This is a genomic window from Kitasatospora sp. NPDC097643 (assembly GCF_040302625.1).
GTDB lineage: Bacteria > Actinomycetota > Actinomycetes > Streptomycetales > Streptomycetaceae > Kitasatospora.
The window spans coordinates 48895-68345 of record NZ_JBEOSA010000015.1; the positions used below are offsets into that span (position 1 = coordinate 48895).

General features: G+C 75.5%; 14 protein-coding genes. 4 read left to right on the forward strand and 10 right to left on the reverse strand.

Translation table 11 applies throughout. The features are described from left to right. Positions 1–147: 147 nt before the first annotated feature. The 5 genes from ABTY15_RS12925 to ABTY15_RS12945 form a co-directional block, all read right to left on the reverse strand. Positions 148–1053 carry a hypothetical protein gene (locus tag ABTY15_RS12925; RefSeq protein ID WP_350581049.1) on the reverse strand — a complete coding sequence of 302 codons (906 nt, stop codon included), beginning with the start codon at positions 1051–1053 and terminating at the stop codon, positions 148–150. 3 nt (positions 1054–1056) lie between these two features. Then, positions 1057–2448 carry a DUF8746 domain-containing protein gene (locus tag ABTY15_RS12930; RefSeq protein ID WP_350581052.1) on the reverse strand — a complete coding sequence of 464 codons (1392 nt, stop codon included), beginning with the start codon at positions 2446–2448 and terminating at the stop codon, positions 1057–1059. Positions 2449–2659: 211 nt separating this feature from the next. Continuing rightward, on the reverse strand, positions 2660–2935 hold the full coding sequence (locus ABTY15_RS12935; RefSeq protein WP_350581054.1) for a hypothetical protein: 276 nt from the start codon (positions 2933–2935) through the stop codon (positions 2660–2662). A 119-nt stretch (positions 2936–3054) separates the two neighbouring features. Continuing rightward, positions 3055–3813, reverse strand: a complete 759-nt coding sequence (locus ABTY15_RS12940) for an NUDIX hydrolase (protein WP_350581057.1) — start codon at positions 3811–3813, stop codon at positions 3055–3057. An 87-nt stretch (positions 3814–3900) separates the two neighbouring features. Then, complete coding sequence (locus tag ABTY15_RS12945; protein ID WP_350581329.1) at positions 3901–6024, reverse strand: amylo-alpha-1,6-glucosidase; 2124 nt, start codon at positions 6022–6024, stop codon at positions 3901–3903. An 803-nt stretch (positions 6025–6827) separates the two neighbouring features. Here ABTY15_RS12945 and ABTY15_RS12950 point away from each other — a divergent pair. Beyond that, entirely contained in the window at positions 6828–8141 is a 1314-nt protein-coding gene (locus ABTY15_RS12950) for an alpha/beta fold hydrolase (RefSeq protein WP_350581060.1), read from the forward strand. A 61-nt stretch (positions 8142–8202) separates the two neighbouring features. On the opposite strand, the gene ABTY15_RS12955 is transcribed toward ABTY15_RS12950, so the two are convergent. Further along, on the reverse strand, positions 8203–9822 hold the full coding sequence (locus ABTY15_RS12955) for a DUF4192 domain-containing protein (RefSeq protein ID WP_350581063.1): 1620 nt from the start codon (positions 9820–9822) through the stop codon (positions 8203–8205). A gap of 228 nt (positions 9823–10050) precedes the next feature. Between ABTY15_RS12955 and ABTY15_RS12960 the strand changes: the two genes are divergently transcribed. After that, positions 10051–12246 (forward strand): RecQ family ATP-dependent DNA helicase, encoded by a 2196-nt coding sequence (locus ABTY15_RS12960; protein WP_350581066.1) that lies wholly within the window; start codon positions 10051–10053, stop codon positions 12244–12246. Between the two features lie 443 nt (positions 12247–12689). Beyond that, positions 12690–13322 carry a hypothetical protein gene (locus tag ABTY15_RS12965; protein WP_502893491.1) on the forward strand — a complete coding sequence of 211 codons (633 nt, stop codon included), beginning with the start codon at positions 12690–12692 and terminating at the stop codon, positions 13320–13322. A 193-nt stretch (positions 13323–13515) separates the two neighbouring features. On the opposite strand, the gene ABTY15_RS12970 is transcribed toward ABTY15_RS12965, so the two are convergent. The 3 genes from ABTY15_RS12970 to ABTY15_RS12980 form a co-directional block, all read right to left on the reverse strand. After that, positions 13516–14202 (reverse strand): hypothetical protein, encoded by a 687-nt coding sequence (locus tag ABTY15_RS12970; RefSeq protein WP_350581073.1) that lies wholly within the window; start codon positions 14200–14202, stop codon positions 13516–13518. Positions 14203–14303: 101 nt separating this feature from the next. After that, positions 14304–15002, reverse strand: a complete 699-nt coding sequence (rnhB, locus tag ABTY15_RS12975; protein ID WP_350581076.1) for a ribonuclease HII — start codon at positions 15000–15002, stop codon at positions 14304–14306. 101 nt (positions 15003–15103) lie between these two features. Then, positions 15104–15655, reverse strand: coding sequence for a TetR/AcrR family transcriptional regulator (locus ABTY15_RS12980; RefSeq protein ID WP_350581078.1), 552 nt, complete (start codon positions 15653–15655; stop codon positions 15104–15106). 497 nt (positions 15656–16152) lie between these two features. On the opposite strand from ABTY15_RS12980, the gene ABTY15_RS12985 reads away from it, so the two are divergent. After that, a complete protein-coding gene (locus ABTY15_RS12985) occupies positions 16153–17706 on the forward strand; it encodes an MFS transporter (RefSeq protein WP_350581081.1) in 1554 nt (517 codons plus the stop codon). Positions 17707–17862: 156 nt separating this feature from the next. Here ABTY15_RS12985 and ABTY15_RS12990 read toward each other — a convergent pair whose 3' ends face one another. Continuing rightward, positions 17863–19443: a DUF4153 domain-containing protein gene (locus ABTY15_RS12990; protein ID WP_350581083.1), complete on the reverse strand. Its 1581-nt coding sequence runs from the start codon at positions 19441–19443 to the stop codon at positions 17863–17865. Positions 19444–19451 lie beyond the last annotated feature (8 nt).

Genomic DNA, 19451 nt, shown 5'->3' on the forward strand with positions numbered 1-19451 from the left:
TAATTGACTTCATATCAGGAAGAACAGTGCATTACGGTCACTGCTGGTCGATCTTGGTGGTTCGGGGCGGATCCGGGGCGGATCCGGGGCGAGTTCGGGACGCCCGCCGGTGAACTGGGGCCGCGCGGAGTCGCCCCGGGCACCCGTTCAGAGCGCGCGGCGGCGGGCCTGGACCAGCAGGGCCGCGAGCAGCAGGACCACCGCGGGCGCCACCACGGCCGCGAGCAGGGCCGGATCCGTCAACGCCGCGCCCCCGACCGCCACCTCGCCGCCCCCGCGGTACACCCAGCCGTACGCCCACTCGATGCCGGACTGGAAGGGCAGCAGCTCGGCCGCCCGCACCGGCCACGGCGTGCCGGTCTGCCGCAGCACCAGCGCCACGCCGGACTCCAGCAGCGGCGGGAGCGCGCACAGCACCAGCACCCCGGCCGCCGCGCTGCGGGTCAGCGCGGCGGTCAGCACCCCGGTCCAGCCCGCCACGACGGTCACCAGGACGAACGCCAGCAGGGCGGCCGGCACCCCGTGGCCGGCCACCAGCGCCACCGGGGCGAACCCGCCCGGCAGGTCGGCGAGCCCGGACAGCCCGACGGCGCCCAGCAGCCCGGACACCCGGTCCGACAGCGCCGAGGGCTCGGCCCAGGCGGCCACCGTCACCCCGTCCGGCAGCGCGAGGCGCACCGCCACCGCGTCGATCACCAGGCCGGCCAGCGCCAGCACCGCCGCGAGGGGGGCCACCACCAGCAGCTTGGCCAGCAGCAGCCGCACCCGGCGCGGGTACGACACCAGGACGGCCGACAGGCCCGGGTGGCGCACCTCGTGCCCGTACGCGAGGGCGCCCAGCACCCCGGCCCCGAGCGCTGCGAACGGCAGCGGGATCAGCGGGACGGTGGCGGTCAGCAGCCGCACCGCGGCCGGGCCGCCGAGCGGACCGGGCGGCGCCTGGCTCGCCAGGACGGCGGCCACGACGGCGTCGCCGAGCAGCACGACGGCAAGGAGCAGCCAGGTGGAACGCAGGCCGCGCAGGCGGCGCAGCTCGTAGGCCAGGGCACGCACGGTTCACTCGCTCCGGTGGTCGTCGGGGGTGGCGGAGGTGGCGGGGGTGGTCGCAGCGGAGTTGAGGCGACCGAGGCGGACGGTGTCGTCGCTCAGCAGGCCGGCGGCGCCCTCCGCCGGGCGCGTGGCGGCGGGGACGGCATCGGCCCGGACCGGGCCGATGCCGTCCCTGTCCCCGTACCCGTCCCGGAAGAGCCGGTCCACGGCGACGACCGGCGCGTCCTCGACGGGCTCCGCCCGCCGGGGTCCCCTGGCCCGAACGCGCGGCGCGTCCGCCACCCCGGCGACGGGCAGGCCCACGGTCGGCGCCGCGTCCTCGGCGGGCCTGGGGGCGGTGACGGCGACCCCCTCGACGACGGGCAGCGCCACGGTGGGCGGCGCCGCGTCCTCGGGGGGCCTGGGAGCGGTGACGGCGGCGGGTTCGGGGGTCGGCTCGGGGCCGGGGTGGGCGGCGGGCGGCGGCTGGACGCGGAGGTGGCCGGAGCGGCCCGAGGCGACCGGCAGGGCGGCCCGGGGCGCCGGCTGCTCGACCACCCGGTCCGCCAGCTCGTGCAACAGGATTCCGTGGCGGTAGGCGAGTTCACCGATCTCGGTGCGCTCGATGCCCGCCACCGCGAGACCGGCGCCGCCGTCCCGCCGCACCTCGGCGCCCTGGCCGACCAGCAGGTCGGCCAGCCGTGCCATCTGCGGCCCGCGGACGGCCACTTCGGGGCTGAGCCGGGTCCGGCGGAACTCCGTGACCGGCTGGTCGGCCACCAGTCGGCCCCGGTCCAGCGTGACGACCCGGTCGGCCAGCTGCGCGGCCTCCTGCGGGGTGCGGGTGGTGACCAGGACCGTTCCGCCGGCCACGCCGAAGGAGCGCAGGAAGGAGTGGAACCACTCGACGTTGCGGGGCGACAGGCCCTCGGTCGGCGCGTCCAGCAGCAGCGTGCCGGGATCGCCGAGCAGGGCGGCGGCCAGGGCCAGCCGGCGGTGCATGCCGGGCGAGAAGCTCCGCAGCCGCTGTCCGGCGACGGCCGCCAGCCGGGTCTGCTCGAGCAGTTCGTCGGCCCGCCGGAGGGGGGCGCCGACCGCAGCCGCGAGCATCCGCAGATGGCTGTCGGCCCTCCGCCCCGGGTGGCCCGCCACGGTGACCGCCCCTTCCCCCGGGCCGGGCAGCAGCACGCCGATCTCGCGTTCGGGGCGGCGGATGCGGCGGTAGGTGCGGCCGCCGAAGAGGGTGACGCCCTGGCCGCGTTCGAGTTCGAGCATCAGCCGCAGCGCGGTGGACTTGCCCGACTCCTCGGGGCCGAGCAGGGCCGTCACCATGCCGGGCCGGGCGTCGAAGGTCAGATCGAGGACGGCGGGCGGGGCGCCCTTGCGATAGACCTTGGTCAGTCCGGTGATCTGGATCATCGCTGCCTGCTCCCATGCCCTCGGCCCGGCTGCTCGACGCGGAGCGGGACCACGGCCGCACGGACCCGCGCCAGCACATTAGGGGGCAGTGGCGGTGATTCCGGGCATTACGGGAACGGCGCGGCCCGCCGCCCGCCCACCTCACCCGATCAGGGGACAATCCGATCCTGCGATTCGCGGGACGGGGTGGAACGGGGGCCGGCCGGCGCGCCTACTCCCAGGGGAGCACCGGGAGGTGATGCCCCCCGCACTCGCCTCTGAACTCGTCGACCGCGGCCTGGCCCTCACGGGAGATCTGCTCCAACTGGTCGAGCTGGTCGGACAGTTCACCCTGCACGAAGGCGATCTCGGCGGCCGGCGCGTGCATGGCCGTCAACCGGTCCAGCTCCTTCTGCGTGGCGGCGATCCCGGCCTCGACCTGCCGGTAGCGGTCCGCGTCCTGCTTGATGCCGAAGAGCTGGTGCTCGCAGTCCGTTTCGTTGACCATCACGCGACTCCCAGGGGTCCGGAGGCCTTCGGCCCCGGCGGCCGAAGCGTCCAGCGACACTCTGCGTCGGCGCCGTCGGCCCCGCAGCGGGCCTGGGCCATTCGGCGGGTCGCGCCGGGTCAGGACTCCGGACGCAGCATCGGCGGGTTGAGCACGGTCGCCCCGCCGGCGGTGAACAGCTGGGCCGGGCGACCGCCCTGACGGGTCGTCGTCCCGCCGGAGGGCAGCAGGAAACCGGGCGTGCCGGTGACCTTCCGGTGGAAGTTGCGCGGGTCCAGCACCACGCCCCAGACCGCCTCGTAGACCCGGCGCAGCTCGCCGACGGTGAACTCGGTCGGGCAGAAGGCGGTGGCGAGGGAGGAGTACTCGATCTTGGAGCGGGCACGCTCCACACCGTCGGCGAGGATCAGTCCGTGGTCGAAGGCGAGCGGGACGCCGTCGGCCGGGCTCTGGCCGAGCAGTTCACCGACCGGGGCCCAGCGGGCGCTGCTGGCGTCGCCGCCGGCCCGGGGCGTCGGCAGGTCGGGCGCGAGCACCAGGTAGGCGACGCTGACCACCCGCATCCGGGGGTCGCGCTGCGGGTGGCCGTAGGTCGCGAGCTGTTCCAGGTGGGCGCCGGCCGCACCGGGACCGACCGCTTCGTGGCCGGGGGCGGAGTGTGCGCGCAGGCCGGTCTCCTCGGCCAGCTCCCGGGAGGCCGCCTCGGCCAGGCCCTCGTCCGGGCGGACGAAGCCGCCGGGCAGGGCCCAGTACCCCTGGAACGGCGGCTCACCCCGTCTGACCAACAGGGCGCAGAGCGCATGGTCGCGCACCGTCAGCACCACCAGGTCAACCGTGACTGCGAACGGGGGGAAGGCCGACGGATCGTAGCGCGACATGGCGACGATCATAGTCGTCTCTCTGACGATAAGCACAGGCCCGGGCACGGACCGGGCCCCGGCCGCCGGGCGCCGCCGGGCGGCCGGTCAGCGGGCGACGAGTTGCAGGTGCGCGGAGGCCTCCTCGACCATGGCCACCCCGATCCGGCTCACCCGGACCGAGAAGGGTTCGCCGGCGACCCGCAGGCCGGTCAGCTCCAGCTCGCCGAGCGGCGCCGTGCTGGCCGGGCGGACCAGCACCCGGCCACCGGGAACGTCCGGCCGGACCCCGGCCAGGGCGAACACGGCGTGCACGGCCCCGGCCGCCGACACCGCCGCCGGACGGCAGGCGGCCGGGTGCGGCACCGGCGGGCTGCCGGGGATGCGCTGCTCCCCCGCGTACATCTCGGGCAGCCGCCCCTCGAAGTGGGCGGCCGCGGCCAGCAAGCCCTCCAGCAGCGTGCCGGCCTCGTTCTCGTGTCCGGCTTCGGCCAGTCCGGCGATCGCCAGGGCGGTCTCGTGGACCCGCACCGCGCCGCCGCGGTGGCCCAGCGGGTTGAACCGGGGGGACTTGGCGCTGAGCGTGCGCAGGCCCCAGCCGCTGTCCAGCTCCGGCGCGACCAGCCGCTGGGCGAGCAGCCGGGTCTGCTCGCGGTCCAGCAGGTTCTCGTGCCGGCCGCCGTCGGCGGACAGCCCGGTGTCGAGCAGGTGGACCAGCGAGCAGGCGACGGCCGGCAGCGGCTGACCGCCGGGGGCCAGACCGGCCGCAGGCCGGCCGCCGGAGAGGTCGTCGATCCAGAACCGCTCGCGGAAGCGGCCGCGCAGGCCGGCGGCCCAGTCGCGCCACTCCTCGGCGCCCGGGCGGCCGAACGCCGCCAGCAGCTCGGCGCCGTGCAGGGCGGCGCGGTGGGCCTGGGCCTGGACCTCGGCGCGGGCGGCCACCGGATGGGCGGCCCGCTCCTCCACCGGGCGGCTCAGGTCGGTGACGAAGCCGTCGGTCAGGCCGTCGCGGAGGGCGGCCAGGGCCCGCTCGGCGGCCGGGAGCAGCTCGGCGACCTCCGCACTGGGCAGGCCCCAGCGCCAGGCCTCGGCCAGCACCGTGACGAACAGCAGGGTGGCCTCGGTGGCCGTGCAGGTGGGCGGCAGCTCCGGCCCGCCGTGCCGCAGCGCGCCGGGCAGCAGCCCCTCGGTCCGGCCGGGGGCGGGGGTGAGCTGCTGGCGGCGGGCCAGCGCCCGGAGGGTGCCGGCGGCGAGCCTGGTGCCGAGCGGCAGGGTCAGCCGGGCGGCCCAGAGCGCGTCGGCCGGGGCGAGGCCGAAGCGCCAGGGCGCGCCGGAGGCGGGGTAGAGGTCGGTCGGGCGGTCCGGGTCGGCGAACAGCAGCCCGCCGAGGGCGTCCAGGGAACGGGTGACCAGCAGTCCGGCCCGGGCGTCGTCGCAGCGCACCTCGGGCTCGGCCCAGGGCAGCGGCACACCGGTGCCCCGGCCGCCCGGCGGGCGCGGGCCGGGGGCGGTGCTCTCCAGCTCGGTGCGCAGCTCGACCGACCAGCGGGCGCCGGGCTGGACCTCCAGGTCCCAGCGGAGCACCCCGGCGCCGGCCAGGACGGCGTGCGGTGAGGGCTTGGCGCTGACCGTGGCGCTGTGTGCCGGGCCGGCCCAGCGCAGCCCGGCGGACTGCACCTGGCCCGGCAGGTCGGGCGGGCGGTGCCCGGCGGCGATCTCGGCGACCGGACCGAGGTCGGTGCCGACGGCCATCTCCAGCGGCAGCCGGGCGGGCCGGCTGCCGGTGTTGCGGACGATGACGGTCTCCACGCCGTCCGCGTGCCGCAGCCGTTCGACGGTGAGCGCCGGATCGGGGTCGAGGTCGCCGGGCAGCCGGACGGCCCCGAGGAACCGGGCCTGCGCCGCGCTGGTCGAGGTGCCCTGGAGCGGCAGCGGCTCCATGCCGCCGAGGCGCAGCTCCATCCGGGCCAGCACCCGGACGCCGTTGCGGTAGAAGCCGTGCAGCCCGTGGCCGCGCAGCTGTCCGTCCGGTCCGGAGGCGGCCATCGCGGGGGCGTTGACGCAGAGCACCGCTTGGTGGACGGCCGGGGGCTGCGGGCGCGGCGGGGCCACCGGCCGCCCCGGGCCGGCGGGCGCACCCGTGGGTCCGCCCGCCGGGACCTGGTCGGGGCGGCCGACCGGTCTCGGCGCGCCGACCACGCTCTCGGCCGGCATGGCCTGTGGCGGCCTCATGGCGGTCACCGGACTCTCCTCCCCTCGGCGGTCCGGTGGCCGGGTCAGGCCGGTGGGCCGCGAGCATGCTCGTTCGCGTGCTGATGGTGCCGGGCCGACGGGGTTACCCGTCGGCAGGTGTGCCGTGTCTGGCCGTACCCGGTGCCGGGTCGTGCCATGCGGTGCGCGGTACCGGGCCGGTACCGGCGCGCCGCGCCGTTGCGTCGGGCACACCGCTGTGCCCGGCACGTCCTCGGGTCCGGCGCCCCGCCCCGTCGGCCGACGCCTGGCCGGGCCGGGCCGGGCCGACGCCGGATGCCGGGTCGGGCCGTCCGGGCGGTCCGGCGGCGCCCCGTCGGTGGCCGGACGCGGTGCCGCGCGCGGTTGGCGGTCGGCCGCCGCACGGTCCGGCGCCCCGCCCGGCGGCGGGCACCGCCCGGGCGCAGGGCCCCCGGGGTGAACGCCGCGCACCACCCTCAGGTCACGCCCCCTGGTGGCCACGACCCGTCACACCCCGCCCGTCGGCCGGTCGTGACGCCTCCCGTCGAACCGTCGAGCTGTCGAGCCGTCGGCCGACCGTTCCCCAGGTCGGCGGCGCCGCGCCCGGCCCCGCTTCGACCTCGCGCCCGGCCCCGTGATGGCCCGTTCACCTCGGGCCGACCGGGCCTGCGGCGGCCGGTGCGGTGTGCGGATCAGGTGGACGTCAGCCGTCGATCTGGTGGCCGAACGCCGCCAGGATACGGTGCGGGGGTCGCGGCCCCCGCACCCGGTGACCCCGTGAACCGCGACGTGACCCCTGTGACCAGCAGAAACCGAGGAGTTGTATGTCCACCGCCAGCCGGCTGCCCGGGATTGTCACGACCGACCACCTGTTCCAGCTCCCCCTCGACCACGCCGCTCCGCAGGGCGAGCAGATCGAGGTGTACGCCCGCGAGGTGGTGGCCTGCGGCCGCGAGCAGGACGACCTGCCCTGGCTGCTGTTCCTCCAGGGCGGCCCCGGCGGCAAGGCTGCCCGCCCGCTCGGCCGCGACGCCTGGCTGGACCGGGCCCTGGACGACTACCGGGTACTCCTGCTCGACCAGCGCGGCACCGGGCGGTCCACGCCCGCGACCCGGCAGAGCCTCGCCCGGCGGGGCGGCGCCCAGGAGCAGGCGGACTACCTGGCGCACTTCCGGGCGGACTCGATCGTCCGGGACGCCGAACTGATCCGCCACCGCCTGCTCGGCGCGGACCGCCGCTGGAGCGTGCTCGGACAGAGCTTCGGCGGCTTCTGCACCCTCACCTACCTCTCGTTCGCTCCCGAGGGACTGACCGAGGCCTTCATCACCGGTGGCCTGTCCGGCCTCGGCAGTTCGGCGGACGACGTCTACCGGGCCGCCTACCCGCGGGTGGTCCGCAAGAACGAGGACCACTACGCCCGGTTCCCGCAGGACGTCGAGGCGGTCCGGCGGATCGCCGCGCACCTCGCGGACACCCCGGCCACCCTGCCCGGCGGCGGCCTGCTCACCCTCGAGGCGTTCCAGTCGCTCGGGCTGATGCTCGGCGGCGGCAGCGGCTCCGGGAGCCTGCACTACCTGCTGGAGGAGGCCTGGGTGGAGGGCGTGGCCGGACCCGAGCTCTCCGACACCTTCCTGGCCGGCGTCCAGGCCAAGCTCTCCTTCGCCGAGGGACCGCTCTACGCCGTCCTGCACGAGTCGATCTACGGCCAGCGCTCGGTGGACCAGGGCGGCACCGCCTGGTCGGCCGAGCGGGTCCGCAAGGAGTTCCCGGAGTTCGACGCCCGGGCCGCGCTGGACTCGGGTGCGCCGGTGCTGTTCACCGGGGAGATGATCTACCCCTGGATGTTCGACACCGATCCGGCGCTGCGTCCGCTGAAGGAGACCACGGACCTGCTGGCCGCCCGCACCGACTGGCCCGACCTCTACGACCCGGCGCGGCTGGCCGCCAACGCCGTGCCCGTCGTGGCCGCGGTCTACCACGACGACATGTACGTGGACACCGAGGACTCGCTGGCGACCGCCCGCGCGGTGCGCGGTCTGCGGACCTGGATCACCAACGAGTGGGAGCACGACGGCCTGCGGGTGAGCGGCGGCAAGGTGCTCGACCGCCTGATCAAGATGGCGCACGGCGAGGTGTAGCCGGCCCGGGCCGGGCGGGGCGACCGGGCACCCGGCCGCCCTCGCCCGGAGCCCCAGGAGCTCAGCGCGCATGACGGCCTCCCCGAGCCGGCTTTCGGACGCCCCGGCACCGGCGGGATCCCGCGGCGGCCCGGCCGCCGACCGGTGCGCAGGCCGACGCCCGGCCGAGCCGCAGGCCCCGGGTGGGCCGCTCCCCCGCCGCCGGGGCGCACCCGGGCCCCGCCCGCAGGGCGAGCGGCCCGGGCTCGGCGACCCCCGGCACCACCCCGCCCCGCCCCTCGGCGCCGCCGGAGCGGCCGGAGCTGCCGGAAGCCCCGGACCCGCCGGAACCACCAGGCCCCTGTTCTCCCGGCGTCGCCGCCCCGGCCTCACCCTTCCGCCGGGCGCCACGCCGACGGCGCCCGGCCCCCGCCGGGCCGGGCGGCCCGGCGGAGTCGCCGCCCGGAGCCGGGGCAGGATCGGGCCCCTCCCCCGGAGGCACCGACACCGGAACCGCGTCGGGATCGGCCCCCTCCCTCGGAGAAACCGACACCGGGACCGGCTCGGGAGAAGCGCTTCCTCCCTCGCCGGGTGTCGGAGCCGGAGCGGGCCCGCCCTCCGTACGGCGCCGGCGCTGGGCCTCAACGGCCACCAGCAGCCCGTCCGGCGACATCCCGTCGTTCAGCGACTCGTGCAGCAGCTCGGCCAGCAGGTAGGACGGGTCGAGCTCCAGCGCGCGGCCGAGCACGACCCGGGCGGTGGCGGTGTCCCCCGCCACCCAGGAGGCCCAGGCCAGCAGGGTGAGCGGGGCCACCGCACACCCCTCGTAGGGCGGCACGGCGTGGCGGGCGAGGAATCGCCAGAGCCGCTCGGCGGGCGCGAGCTCGGCGGGCCGGGCGTACTCGACGCCGCGGTCCCGGGTGCGCCGGTCCCGCAGGGCGAGCAGCAACCGGGCCGCCCGCTCCTCGTCGAGCTCGCGCGCACCGGCCGCGAACTCGGCGAAGGCCTGGTCGAGCAGGTCGGCGCCCTCCTCCCGGGAGGGGACGACCCCGGTGCTCTCGGCCCGGGCGATCACCGCGCGGACGGCGGCCGCCCCCGGCGGGCCGATCGGAGCCAGGGCGCCGATGATCGACTTCCGGCTGCCGCGCGGCGCGAGGCCGGCGAAGGTCGCGGCGGCGGCCGCCGGGCCCGGGTCCGGAGCGCGCCGGATCGGGTTGCCCGCCGGATCGCAGCACCCCTGGTGACGGCAGAGGAAGGACCACCAGCGGCCCGCCGAGACGCACAGCGACTCCTTGACCACCACGCCCCGGCGCCCGAAGGCCGAGCGGAGGGCGTCGGCGAGCGGCCGCAGGCCGTCCACGACCGGCGGCGCGTGGGCCGTGCCGGGATCCTGGCACAGGTAGAGGAGCACCTGGAGCGGCGGGCCGTCGTGCCGCTCGGACAGGGCGACCAGCAGCGCGGCCGTCTCCTCCGCGGCGGCCGGCCAGTCGCCGGGCGACGCGGGGATGTCCGCGCGGATCACGCCGCCCTGGTGCAGGTCGGGGCCCTGGAGCCCGACGGCGACGATGCTGTCGTCGGGGTGGAACCCCATGAGGTAGGGCAGCAGCTCGGCCATGTCGGCCGGACCGCGCATGACGACCGGCCGATGGCCGGAGGCCGGGCCGAGGGACAGGACGACGGGTTCGTTGTTCATCGCGTTCATGGCCGGAAGAGTGGCGCAATCCGAAAGCCCCAGGGAATTCTTCTTCAATCCTGTGGATAACCCGGCCCTCGAATTTCCCCTCACCCATTCGAGGGATGCCAAACTCGACCAGCCGGGCGAAATCTGACGGCCGTTCAGTGACGTAGCGGATCCCTCGGCCCCCGGCTCCGGCCGTCCCCGCCCCCCGGCATTCGCCCGTTGTCGGCGGCTCGGGGTTACATGGACGGCATGCAGCAGCCAGAGATCCACACCACCGCCACCGCCGACCGCGCCGAGGTCCGGGCGCGGGCCGAGGCCGTCCTGCGCGAGCTCGCCGGGCCCGGCGCCGTCCTGCGCGAGGACCAGTGGACGGCCATCGAGGCCCTGGTCGTCGACCACCGCCGCGCCCTGGTCGTGCAGCGCACCGGCTGGGGGAAGTCGGCGGTCTACTTCATCGCCACCGCCCTGCTCCGGGCCCGGGGGGCCGGGCCGACGGTGATCGTCTCCCCGCTGCTCGCCCTGATGCGCAACCAGGTCGAGTCGGCGGCCCGGGCGGGCATCCACGCCCGGACCATCAACTCGGCCAACACCGAGGAGTGGGACGAGATCCAGGCCGAGGTCTCCTCGGGAAAGGTCGACATCCTGCTGGTCAGCCCGGAGCGGCTGAACAACCCGGACTTCCGCGACCAGGTCCTGCCCAAGCTGGCCGCCTCCACCGGCCTGCTGGTGGTCGACGAGGCCCACTGCATCTCCGACTGGGGCCACGACTTCCGCCCCGACTACCGCCGGCTGCGCACGATGCTCGCCGAGCTGCCGCCCGGCGTCCCGGTGCTGGCCACCACCGCGACGGCCAACGCCCGGGTCACCGCGGACGTCGCCGAGCAGCTCGGCACCGGCACCTCCGACGAGCACGCCCTGGTGCTGCGCGGTCCGCTCGACCGGGAGAGCCTCACCCTGGGCGTGCTGGCCCTCCCCGACCCGGCGCACCGGCTCGCCTGGCTGGCCGACCACCTCGACCGGCTCCCCGGCTCGGGCATCGTCTACACCCTGACGGTGGCCGCGGCCGAGGAGGTGACGGCCTTCCTGCGCGAACGCGGCTTCGCGGTGGCCTCCTACTCCGGCCGCACCGAGGACGCCGAGCGCCGCACCGCCGAGGCCGACCTGCTGGCCAACCGGGTCAAGGCCCTGGTCGCCACCTCCGCACTGGGCATGGGCTTCGACAAGCCCGACCTCGGCTTCGTGGTGCACCTGGGTTCGCCGAGCTCGCCGATCGCCTACTACCAGCAGGTCGGCCGGGCCGGGCGCGGCGTCGACCGGGCCGAGGTGCTGCTGCTGCCCGGGCGCGAGGACGAGGCGATCTGGCGCTACTTCGCCTCGCTGGCCTTCCCCCCGGAGGAGCAGGTGCGCCGCACCATCGACGCGTTGGCCGAGGCCGGCCGCCCGCTCTCCACCGCCGCGCTGGAGCCCCGGGTGGACCTGCGCCGCACCCGGCTGGAGACCATGCTCAAGGTGCTCGACGTGGACGGCGCGGTCCGCCGGGTCAAGGGCGGCTGGACGGCCACCGGGCAGAGCTGGGCCTACGACACCGCCCGGTACGCCAAGGTCGCCGCGTCCCGGGAGGCCGAGCAGCGGGCGATGCGCGAGTACGCGACGACCACCGGCTGCCGGATGGAGTTCCTGCGCCGTCAGCTGGACGACGAGCAGGCCGCACCGTGCGGCCGGTGCGACAACTGCGCGGGTCCGCTGCACACCCCGGAGGTCTCGGCGCAGGCGCTGGAGGCGGCCCGGGCCGCCCTGGGCCGCCCGGGCGTCAGCTTCGAGCCGCGCCGGCTCTGGCCGACCGGGATGGACGCGCTCGGGGTGGCGCTCAAGGGTCGGATCCCGGCGGGCGAGCAGGCGGAGAACGGCCGGGCGCTCGGCCGGCTGTCCGACATCGGCTGGGGCAACCGGCTGCGGGCGCTGCTGGCCGAGCAGGCGCCGGACGTCCCGGTGCCGAGCGAGGCGGTGGACGCCCTGGTGGCGGTGGTGGCCGACTGGGCCCGGGGGCCGGGTGGCTGGGCCGGGCCCGCGACGGCGGACGGCGCCCGGCTGGACCGCCCGGTCGGCGTGGTGACCATGGCCTCCTCGACCCGCCCCCAGCTGGTCGGCAGCCTCGGCGCGCGGATCGCCGAGATCGGGCGGCTGCCGCTGCTCGGCCGGATCGAGTACGTCGACGGCCGACCGCCGCACGGGGCGCGCAGCAACAGTGCCCAGCGGCTGCACTCGCTCGCCGGGGCGCTGGTCCTGCCACCGGAGGTGGCCGAGGCGGTGGCGGCCGCGGGCGGGCCGGTGCTGCTGGTGGACGACCTGGTCGACTCGGGCTGGACGGTCACGGTGGCCGCCCGGCTGCTGCGCCGGGCCGGGGCGAGCGCCGTCCTGCCGTTGGTGCTGGCCGTGCAGGGGTGAGCGGCCGGTCGGCGCGGCCGTGCACCGCAGCCCCGCCCCCAGCACCTCGACCAATCACCCGAATGGCCTAAAGGAGGAATCGACCGGAGCAGGCGCGGACGCGCGGGACGGCTGATGCGGGAAAGGAGTGGTCATCGTGCTCATGGCGGTTCGCCAGACCCTTCGAAAGGCCTGGATCACCGCCCGGCGCCACCTGAGTGGCGCTCGGCCAGGTGCGGAATATATCCGGCAGAACGTGGGCTTTCGGGCGGCGTTCATCATTTCATCGTTGCCGCTCCACCCCCGATGCCCTGAGAATTGGCGGGTACCCGAAAACCGGTCCGCTGGACCCGTTCTTCGGCGTACCCAGGTACCCGCGTGCCCGTGGGTCAGGAAGGAGGATCGTGATCAACGGTATCGGCCGAGGTCAGCATCCCCTCGCCCGGAGTTCGGCGCCCAGACGGCTGCTGGACCTGGAGACCTGGACCGCCTCGGGGATCCCGTTGCTGCGCGATCCGCGCGAGTTCGTCCTGGAACTGCACCAACGTCACCTGCCCCAGCCGGGCACGGTCGTGGTCGCCGTCCTGGACCCGCTGCACCGGCTGACCGCCTCGGCCTCGTTCACGCCCTGGCCGCACGACGCCGACGGCTGGCAGCACCGGAACGCCCTGCTCACCCACCTGCGCCAGATCACCCCGCACGACCTCAGACTGGCCGAACCGGTCCGGACGGCGGTGCTGCTGCGCTGCCGCGAGGGCGCCCCGGGCTGGACGGAGCAGGACGGCGCCTGGATGTGGGCCCTGCGGGACGCGGCCACGCTGCACGGGCTGCGCTGCGGCTCCTACATCGGACTCACCCCGGCCGGCTGGCAGACCCTCGGGGACGGGCGGAGCGGACGCAACCCGCACGCGGGTTCGTGGGCGGACGGGCCGGTGCACACGGTGACGGAACTGCCGCCGCGCTCCGCACTGGAGCCCCCGCGGGGGCAGCGCGGCCAGCGCACAGACCGTACGCAGCGCTCGCGCCAGCCCGAGCGCCCGTGGACCCCGGCACGGGTCACGGCGATCGAACCGGCCCGGCGCACCGGCACCCGCTGAGCGGTCCGGCTGCCGTCGTCCCGCCCCGGTTCCGCCGGGGTGGGGCCCACCGGGGTGGGGCCCATCAGGGGCGGGAGCCGAACCACCGTCGGCGCACCCGACGACCACCGGGGTACGACGTGCCGAGGGCCCGGCGCCGTGTGGCACCGGGCCCGGGAAGGGGAGCGCGGTCGGTCCGAGCGCCGCCGGTCGGTCAGGCGTGCACCGGGCGGCCGGGCGCCGCCGCGGCTGCCGCCGTGGCGGCCGGGCCGGCGTCCCCGCAGACCAGGAGCAGCGCGGCCGCGTGGCCGAGCGCCTTGGTGTACGCCTCGGCGGCCCGGGCGGCCGTGCCGCCGTTGACCACCAGGACGACCACCTCGCGGGCGACCGGCTCGGTGAGCGCGGCGTCCGCGTAGAACACGTCCCCGCCCTCGGCGAGCTGCGCCCAGTAGCGCTCCTCGCCGAAGGTGAGCTCGTGCTGCTGCCAGGGGTGCGCCTCGCCGACCGTCAGCACCAGGACCTCGCCCGGGTTGCGGCCGGAGTCCAGCAGTTGGTCGACCGCGTCGTCGGCGCGCTCCAGCGCCTGCGCCGGGGTGGCGGCGATCCGCCGGACCTCGACCTGCGGCGCGGCCGGGGCCGGACGGCGCGGTGCCGGGCCGGGCTTGGGGATCAGTCGCGACGGACCGGAACGGTCGGCGCGCGGCGGTACCGGGCGCGGCGGCGCCGGGCGGGGGCCGGGCACCGCCGGAGCGGGTGCGGCCGTGACGGTGGTGGGTGCGCCGGCGGGCGCGCCGTGGCTGACAGGCGCGTGGAGGGCTTGTGCGTCCGACTCGCGGGGGAAGGGAACGCCGGGGCCCGGGAGGCTCTCGTGAATCTCCGGCTCCTCGGGGAAGACAGGCATACCCGGATATCTATCAAATGCCGGTCGAACGCGCACGGGCGCCCCACCCATTGGGCACCGCAAGCCCGCCGCCCCCACCTGGGGCAATTCCAGACGGACCGTCAGAAACCGAGCGTCAACTGTTCGTCGGCGGAACCATCGGACGCGCCTGCGACGTCCCGGACCCGCTTCAGGTGCCGCCACTTCGGCAGCGCGTCCAAGTAGGCCCAGGAGAGCCGGTGGTGCTCGGTGGGGCCGAGCTCCTCCAGGGCGGCACGGTGCACCGGAGAGGGGTAACCGGCGTTGTCCGCGAAGCCGTACGCCGGGTGCGCCTCGCCCAGTTCGGCCATCAGGCCGTCGCGGTGGACCTTGGCGAGCACCGAGGCGGCGGAGACGCAGATGCAGGACTGGTCACCCTTGATCACCGTGCGCACCCGCCAGGGGCCGCCGAGGTAGTCGTGCTTGCCGTCCAGGATCACCGCGTCAGGCTCGACCGGCAGCGCCTCCAGCGCGCGGACGGCGGCCAGCCGCAGCGCCGCGGTCATGCCGAGTTCGTCGCACTCCTGCGGCGAGGCGTGGCCGAGCGCGTACGCAGTGACCCAGTCGGCGAGGACCGGCGCGAGCGCGCGGCGGCGCAGCTCGGTGAGCAGCTTGGAGTCGGTCAGCCCCTCCGGGGCCCGGCGCAGGCCGGTGACGGCCGCGCCCACGGTGACCGGGCCGGCCCAGGCGCCGCGGCCCACCTCGTCGAGGCCGACGACGATCCGGGCGCCGGCACGGCGCAGCGAACGCTCGACGGAGTGCGTCGGCGGGACGATGGGCATCTCGGATTTCCGTTCAGCTGGGGCAGCCTCCAGCCTATGCCTCGGGCGCCCATACCTACGTCGCCTGCGCCTCGGGCGCCCATGCCTCCGTCGCCCATGCCTCAGGCGCGGATCAGCGGATCGAGCACCTCGTCCACCAGCCGCCCGGCGAAGTCCGGCCCGAGGTTGCGCCGGCCGCAGACCTTCACCTGGTAGAGCAGCATCGCCGGGACGACGTCCGCGACGAGCTGGGAGGCCGCGTCGGCCCGGACGTCGCCGCGGGCGGCGCCGCGGCGGAGGATGTCCAGGATGGTCTCGGTGGTCGGCTCGATCACCCGCTGGACGATGAAGTCCTTGAAGACCTCGGCCCGTTCATGCTCGATCTCGCCCATCAGGGCCTGGATGGCGGCGCCCGCCGGGGAGTTCATCGCCCCCGCGAACACCTCGATGAGCAGGAGCAGTTCCTTCCGGGCGGACCCGAGGTCCGGGGTGTCGTAGGGGCGCGGGAGAGTGGCGTCCAGGGCGTCGATGACCAGTTCGTCCTTGGACGCCCAGCGCCGGTAGAGCGCGGCCTTCCCGGTCCGTGCCGCGCCGGCCACCCCCTCCATCGTCAGCCGCGCGTATCCACCGGAGGTGAGCTGGTCGAGCGTGGCCTCGAAGATCGCGTTCTCCAACTCCTTCCCCCGGCGCCGCACCGGCCGGGACAAGGCCTCACGGGCGACCTGCATCGGGCAGTGAGCCGCCGGCTCCGGCGGCACCGCCGCCGGTGACGCCGTGGACGTCGCCGATGACACCACCGGTGGCGCGGGCGGCACGGACGACACCGGCACGCCCGACACCTCCGCCGACCGGGTCGCCGCCCGGCCGGCCGTCCGGTCCGCCGTCAGGCGCCGCACCAACCGTTCCATCGCCACCATCCTTAGGGAACGCTTGCGTTCACAATCGGGACCAGGATATCGTCCAGATTAGTGAACGGTCCCGTTCCTTCCTAGCCCGCACCAGGCCGCGGGCACGCTCCGTACCACCGGTCCGCAGCGCAGGACGCACCGAAGCGCACCGAAGCGCGCCAGACAGTACGCGCACGGCACGCACGCAGCACCAGCACCAGCACCAGCACCAGCACCAGCACCACGACGCACGCACGCGCACGTAGCCAGCAGGGGGCACAATCATGGCTATTTCCGACACGCTCAGCAAGAACTCTCCACCGCAAAGCAGCCAGGGCCGGAACAAGAACCTCACCCTGACCGTCATCGCGGCCACGCAGCTGATGGTGGTGCTCGACGCCACCATCGTGAACATCGCGCTGCCGCAGATCCGGGACGCGCTGGAGTTCTCGACCACGAACCTGTCGTGGGTCATCAACGCCTACACGCTGACCTTCGGCGGGCTGCTCCTGCTCGGCGGGCGCGCGGGCGACATCCTCGGCCGCCGCCGGGTGTTCATCTTCGGCACCCTGCTGTTCGGCCTGGCCTCCCTGCTCGGCGGATTCGCGCAGGACGGCGGCATGCTGCTGGCCGCCCGCGCGCTCCAGGGCATCGGCGGCGCGATCTGTTCACCGACGGCCTTCGCCCTGATCGCCACCAACTTCGAGGAGGGGCCGGAACGCAACAAGGCGTTCGGCGTCTTCTCGGCGGTCGCCGGCTCGGGCGCCGCGATCGGCCTGCTGGCCGGCGGTCTGCTCACCGAGTACCTGGACTGGCGCTGGGTCTTCTTCGTCAACGTGCCGATCGCGGCCCTGATCGCCCTCGCCGCGCCGCGTTACATCGCCGAGTCCGAGCGCTACGCGGGCCGCTTCGACCTGCCGGGTGCGCTCACCTCGACGCTGGGCCTGGTCGGCCTGGTCTACGGCTTCATCCGGGCCGCCAACCCCGACTACGGCTGGTCGGACAGCATCACGCTCGGCTCCTTCGCGGCCGGCGCGATCCTGCTCGCCTCGTTCTTCGTGATCGAGAACCGCACCGACCAGCCGATCACCCCGCTGCACCTGTTCGCCGACCGCAACCGCACCGGCGGTCTGGTGATGATGCTCTGCCTGGCCGCGGCCATGTTCGGCATCTTCTTCTACATCACGCTCTTCGTGCAGGGCCCGCTCGGCTACAGCCCGCTGGTGGCCGGCGTCTCCTTCCTCCCGATCAGCGTGTCGATCATCATCGCCGCGCAGATCGCCTCCAGCCTCCAGGCCAAGTACGGCCCGAAGCCGTTCATGGCGGGCGGCGCGCTGCTGGTGACCGTCGGTCTCAGCTGGCTGACCCTGATGAGCAAGGACAGCGGCTACGTGGACGGGGTGCTCGGCCCCACGGTGCTCTTCGGCTTCGGCATGGGTCTGATCTTCGTCCCGGTGATGCTGCTCGCCGTCGCGGGCGTCCCCGGCCAGGAGACCGGCGCCGCGTCCGGCCTGCTCAACTCGATGCAGCAGATCGGTGGTTCGCTCGGCCTGTCGATCCTGACCACGGTGTTCGCGCACTACGCCACCGCCGAGGGCAAGGTGCAGATGCCCGGGTTCATGCAGACCGCCACCCCGGACCAATTGGCCTGGTTGCAGGAGAAGCACGAGTTCCCGAAGGGCACCGATGCCGCCAACTCCGTCCTCGCCCAGGGCATTTCGCACGGCTTCATCGTCGGCGCGGTGCTCGCGGGGCTGGCGCTGCTGGTCGCCGTCTTCGTGATCAAGGCCAAGGCCAGCGACCTGCCGTCGGACTCCGCCGGCGTCGCGATGCACTGAGCCCGACCGCACCACACGCACCGCCGCACCAACGCACCACACGCACCACACGCACCAACGCAACCGCAGCACCTGAAGCACCGCACCACCGGGCCGGCCGGGAGCAGCACGCTCCCGGCCGGCCCGGCCGTGTGACCGGCGCACCGGGCGCGGCCGTCAGAGCCAGGCGTCGATCTTCAGCCCGGCCAGCTCACAGGCACCGGCCCCGTAGCGCGGGTCCAGCATCGGCGGGCGGGCGGCCAGGATCTCCCGGGCCCGGGCGGCGGAGCCGCTGGTGGCGTACCAGGGCCCGGGAGTGCCGTTCGCCAGCTCGGCCCGGATCGGCTGGAGCGCGCAGCTGCGCTGCGGTTCGGGCAGCCGGTCGAGCGCGGGCACGGCGTCCGGCGAGAGGGAGCGGACGTTGCGCAGGTCGATCTGGTGGGTCCGCTCGTAGCGGGCGACGTTCTGCTCGGCGATGATCGCATCCGGACCCATCAGCCCGTACACCGTCACGGTGAGCATCCCGCTGAGAACGACGGCGCGCGGCAGCCAGCCGGCGGTGCGGGTGAGCCCGGCGGTGACCAGCAGCAGGAAGACCACGCCGAGCCAGACCTCGACCACCAGCACCCAGAGCCGCAGCCGGGTCAGCCCGGAGGCGTCGACGTAGAACCACATCCGGCCGAGCGCCGAGGCGACCACGACGAGGGCGAGCAGGCAGAGCAGGCCGAGCAGGATCCGCGCCACCCGGCGGTCGGCCGCGGTGCTGCGCGGGGCCCAGCGGTTGGCGACCGCCACCACGACCAGGGTGAGCACGGTGATCACGGTCAGCTGCCAGAAGCCCTGCCGGGCGTACTCGGAGCGGCTCATCCCGGTGTTGCGCAGGACGGCGTCCGCGCCGCCGAGCACCACCAGGCCCTGGATCACCGCGAAGGCGCCGAACAGCAGGTTGAGCGCGGCCAGCGGCAGTGCCCACTCCAGCCGCCGGCGCTCCCGGCCCGGGCGGATCACCGTACGGTCCCAGCGGCGCGGGCCGGCCGCGATGTGCGCGAAGCCCAGGGCGGTGAGCACCCCGAAGGCGAAGAGGACGGTGCGCCACGGGAGTCGGTCGAGGTCGATGCTGGGGCTGAGGCTGTTCAGCATGTCCGCCATGGCGGCGTCGGCACCGGCGAAGAGCCAGCCGAAGACGGTCAGCAGGGCGGCGGCGACGGCTACGGCCTTGAGCACCGGGACGATCCGGCCCCGGCCGGGCACGGTCCGCCCGCGCAAGCCGTCCGCCGCCCAGAGCACGCCGGGCCCGAGCTGCCAGAGGATGCCGGGCAGCGCGAGCAGGACGCCCGGCCAGCGGCGCCCGCCGTGCAGGGCGAGCGAGGCCAGGGCCAGCGCGCACCCGACGGACAGCGCCACCGGCCAGCCCGCCTCCCAGCAGGCCGGCACGGCGAGCTGAGCGAGCGCCAGCAGGCTCCACACGGCCGTCCAGGGCCGGAGCCGGCGACCGGCCGAGCGGGCACTCAACCCGGCCGCGACGGCGGCGGCGAGGCCGCAGATCAGCAGGTTGACGCCCAGTCCGTCGCCCAGCAGCCAGGCCGTCAGCAGACCGGTGAGCAGCGCCGCGAGGAGGATCCGCGGGGTGGCGGCGGCCCGGTGCCCGGGCTCGCTGGGGCGCAGCCACGAGATGGGCTGCGCCACGGGCGTGCCGGCCCGAAACGGGCCGGGCACGGGTGGCAGATCGGCCGGGGCGGGCGTGGACAGGCCGGACATGAGTCCCC

Excerpts from the sequence above, each read along its gene's own strand:
- ABTY15_RS12930 (WP_350581052.1), bottom strand. The coding sequence starts at position 2,448 with ATGATCCAGATCACCGGACTGACCAAGGTCTATCGCAAGGGCGCCCCG.
- ABTY15_RS12945 (WP_350581329.1), bottom strand. The coding sequence starts at position 6,024 with ATGAGGCCGCCACAGGCCATGCCGGCCGAGAGCGTGGTCGGCGCGCCG.
- rnhB (WP_350581076.1), bottom strand. The coding sequence starts at position 15,002 with ATGCCCATCGTCCCGCCGACGCACTCCGTCGAGCGTTCGCTGCGCCGT.
- ABTY15_RS12960 (WP_350581066.1), top strand. The coding sequence starts at position 10,051 with ATGCAGCAGCCAGAGATCCACACCACCGCCACCGCCGACCGCGCCGAG.
- ABTY15_RS12950 (WP_350581060.1), top strand. The coding sequence starts at position 6,828 with ATGTCCACCGCCAGCCGGCTGCCCGGGATTGTCACGACCGACCACCTG.
- ABTY15_RS12970 (WP_350581073.1), bottom strand. The coding sequence starts at position 14,202 with ATGCCTGTCTTCCCCGAGGAGCCGGAGATTCACGAGAGCCTCCCGGGC.
- ABTY15_RS12955 (WP_350581063.1), bottom strand. The coding sequence starts at position 9,822 with ATGAACGCGATGAACAACGAACCCGTCGTCCTGTCCCTCGGCCCGGCC.
- ABTY15_RS12935 (WP_350581054.1), bottom strand. The coding sequence starts at position 2,935 with ATGGTCAACGAAACGGACTGCGAGCACCAGCTCTTCGGCATCAAGCAG.
- ABTY15_RS12985 (WP_350581081.1), top strand. The coding sequence starts at position 16,153 with ATGGCTATTTCCGACACGCTCAGCAAGAACTCTCCACCGCAAAGCAGC.
- ABTY15_RS12990 (WP_350581083.1), bottom strand. The coding sequence starts at position 19,443 with ATGTCCGGCCTGTCCACGCCCGCCCCGGCCGATCTGCCACCCGTGCCC.
- ABTY15_RS12940 (WP_350581057.1), bottom strand. The coding sequence starts at position 3,813 with ATGTCGCGCTACGATCCGTCGGCCTTCCCCCCGTTCGCAGTCACGGTT.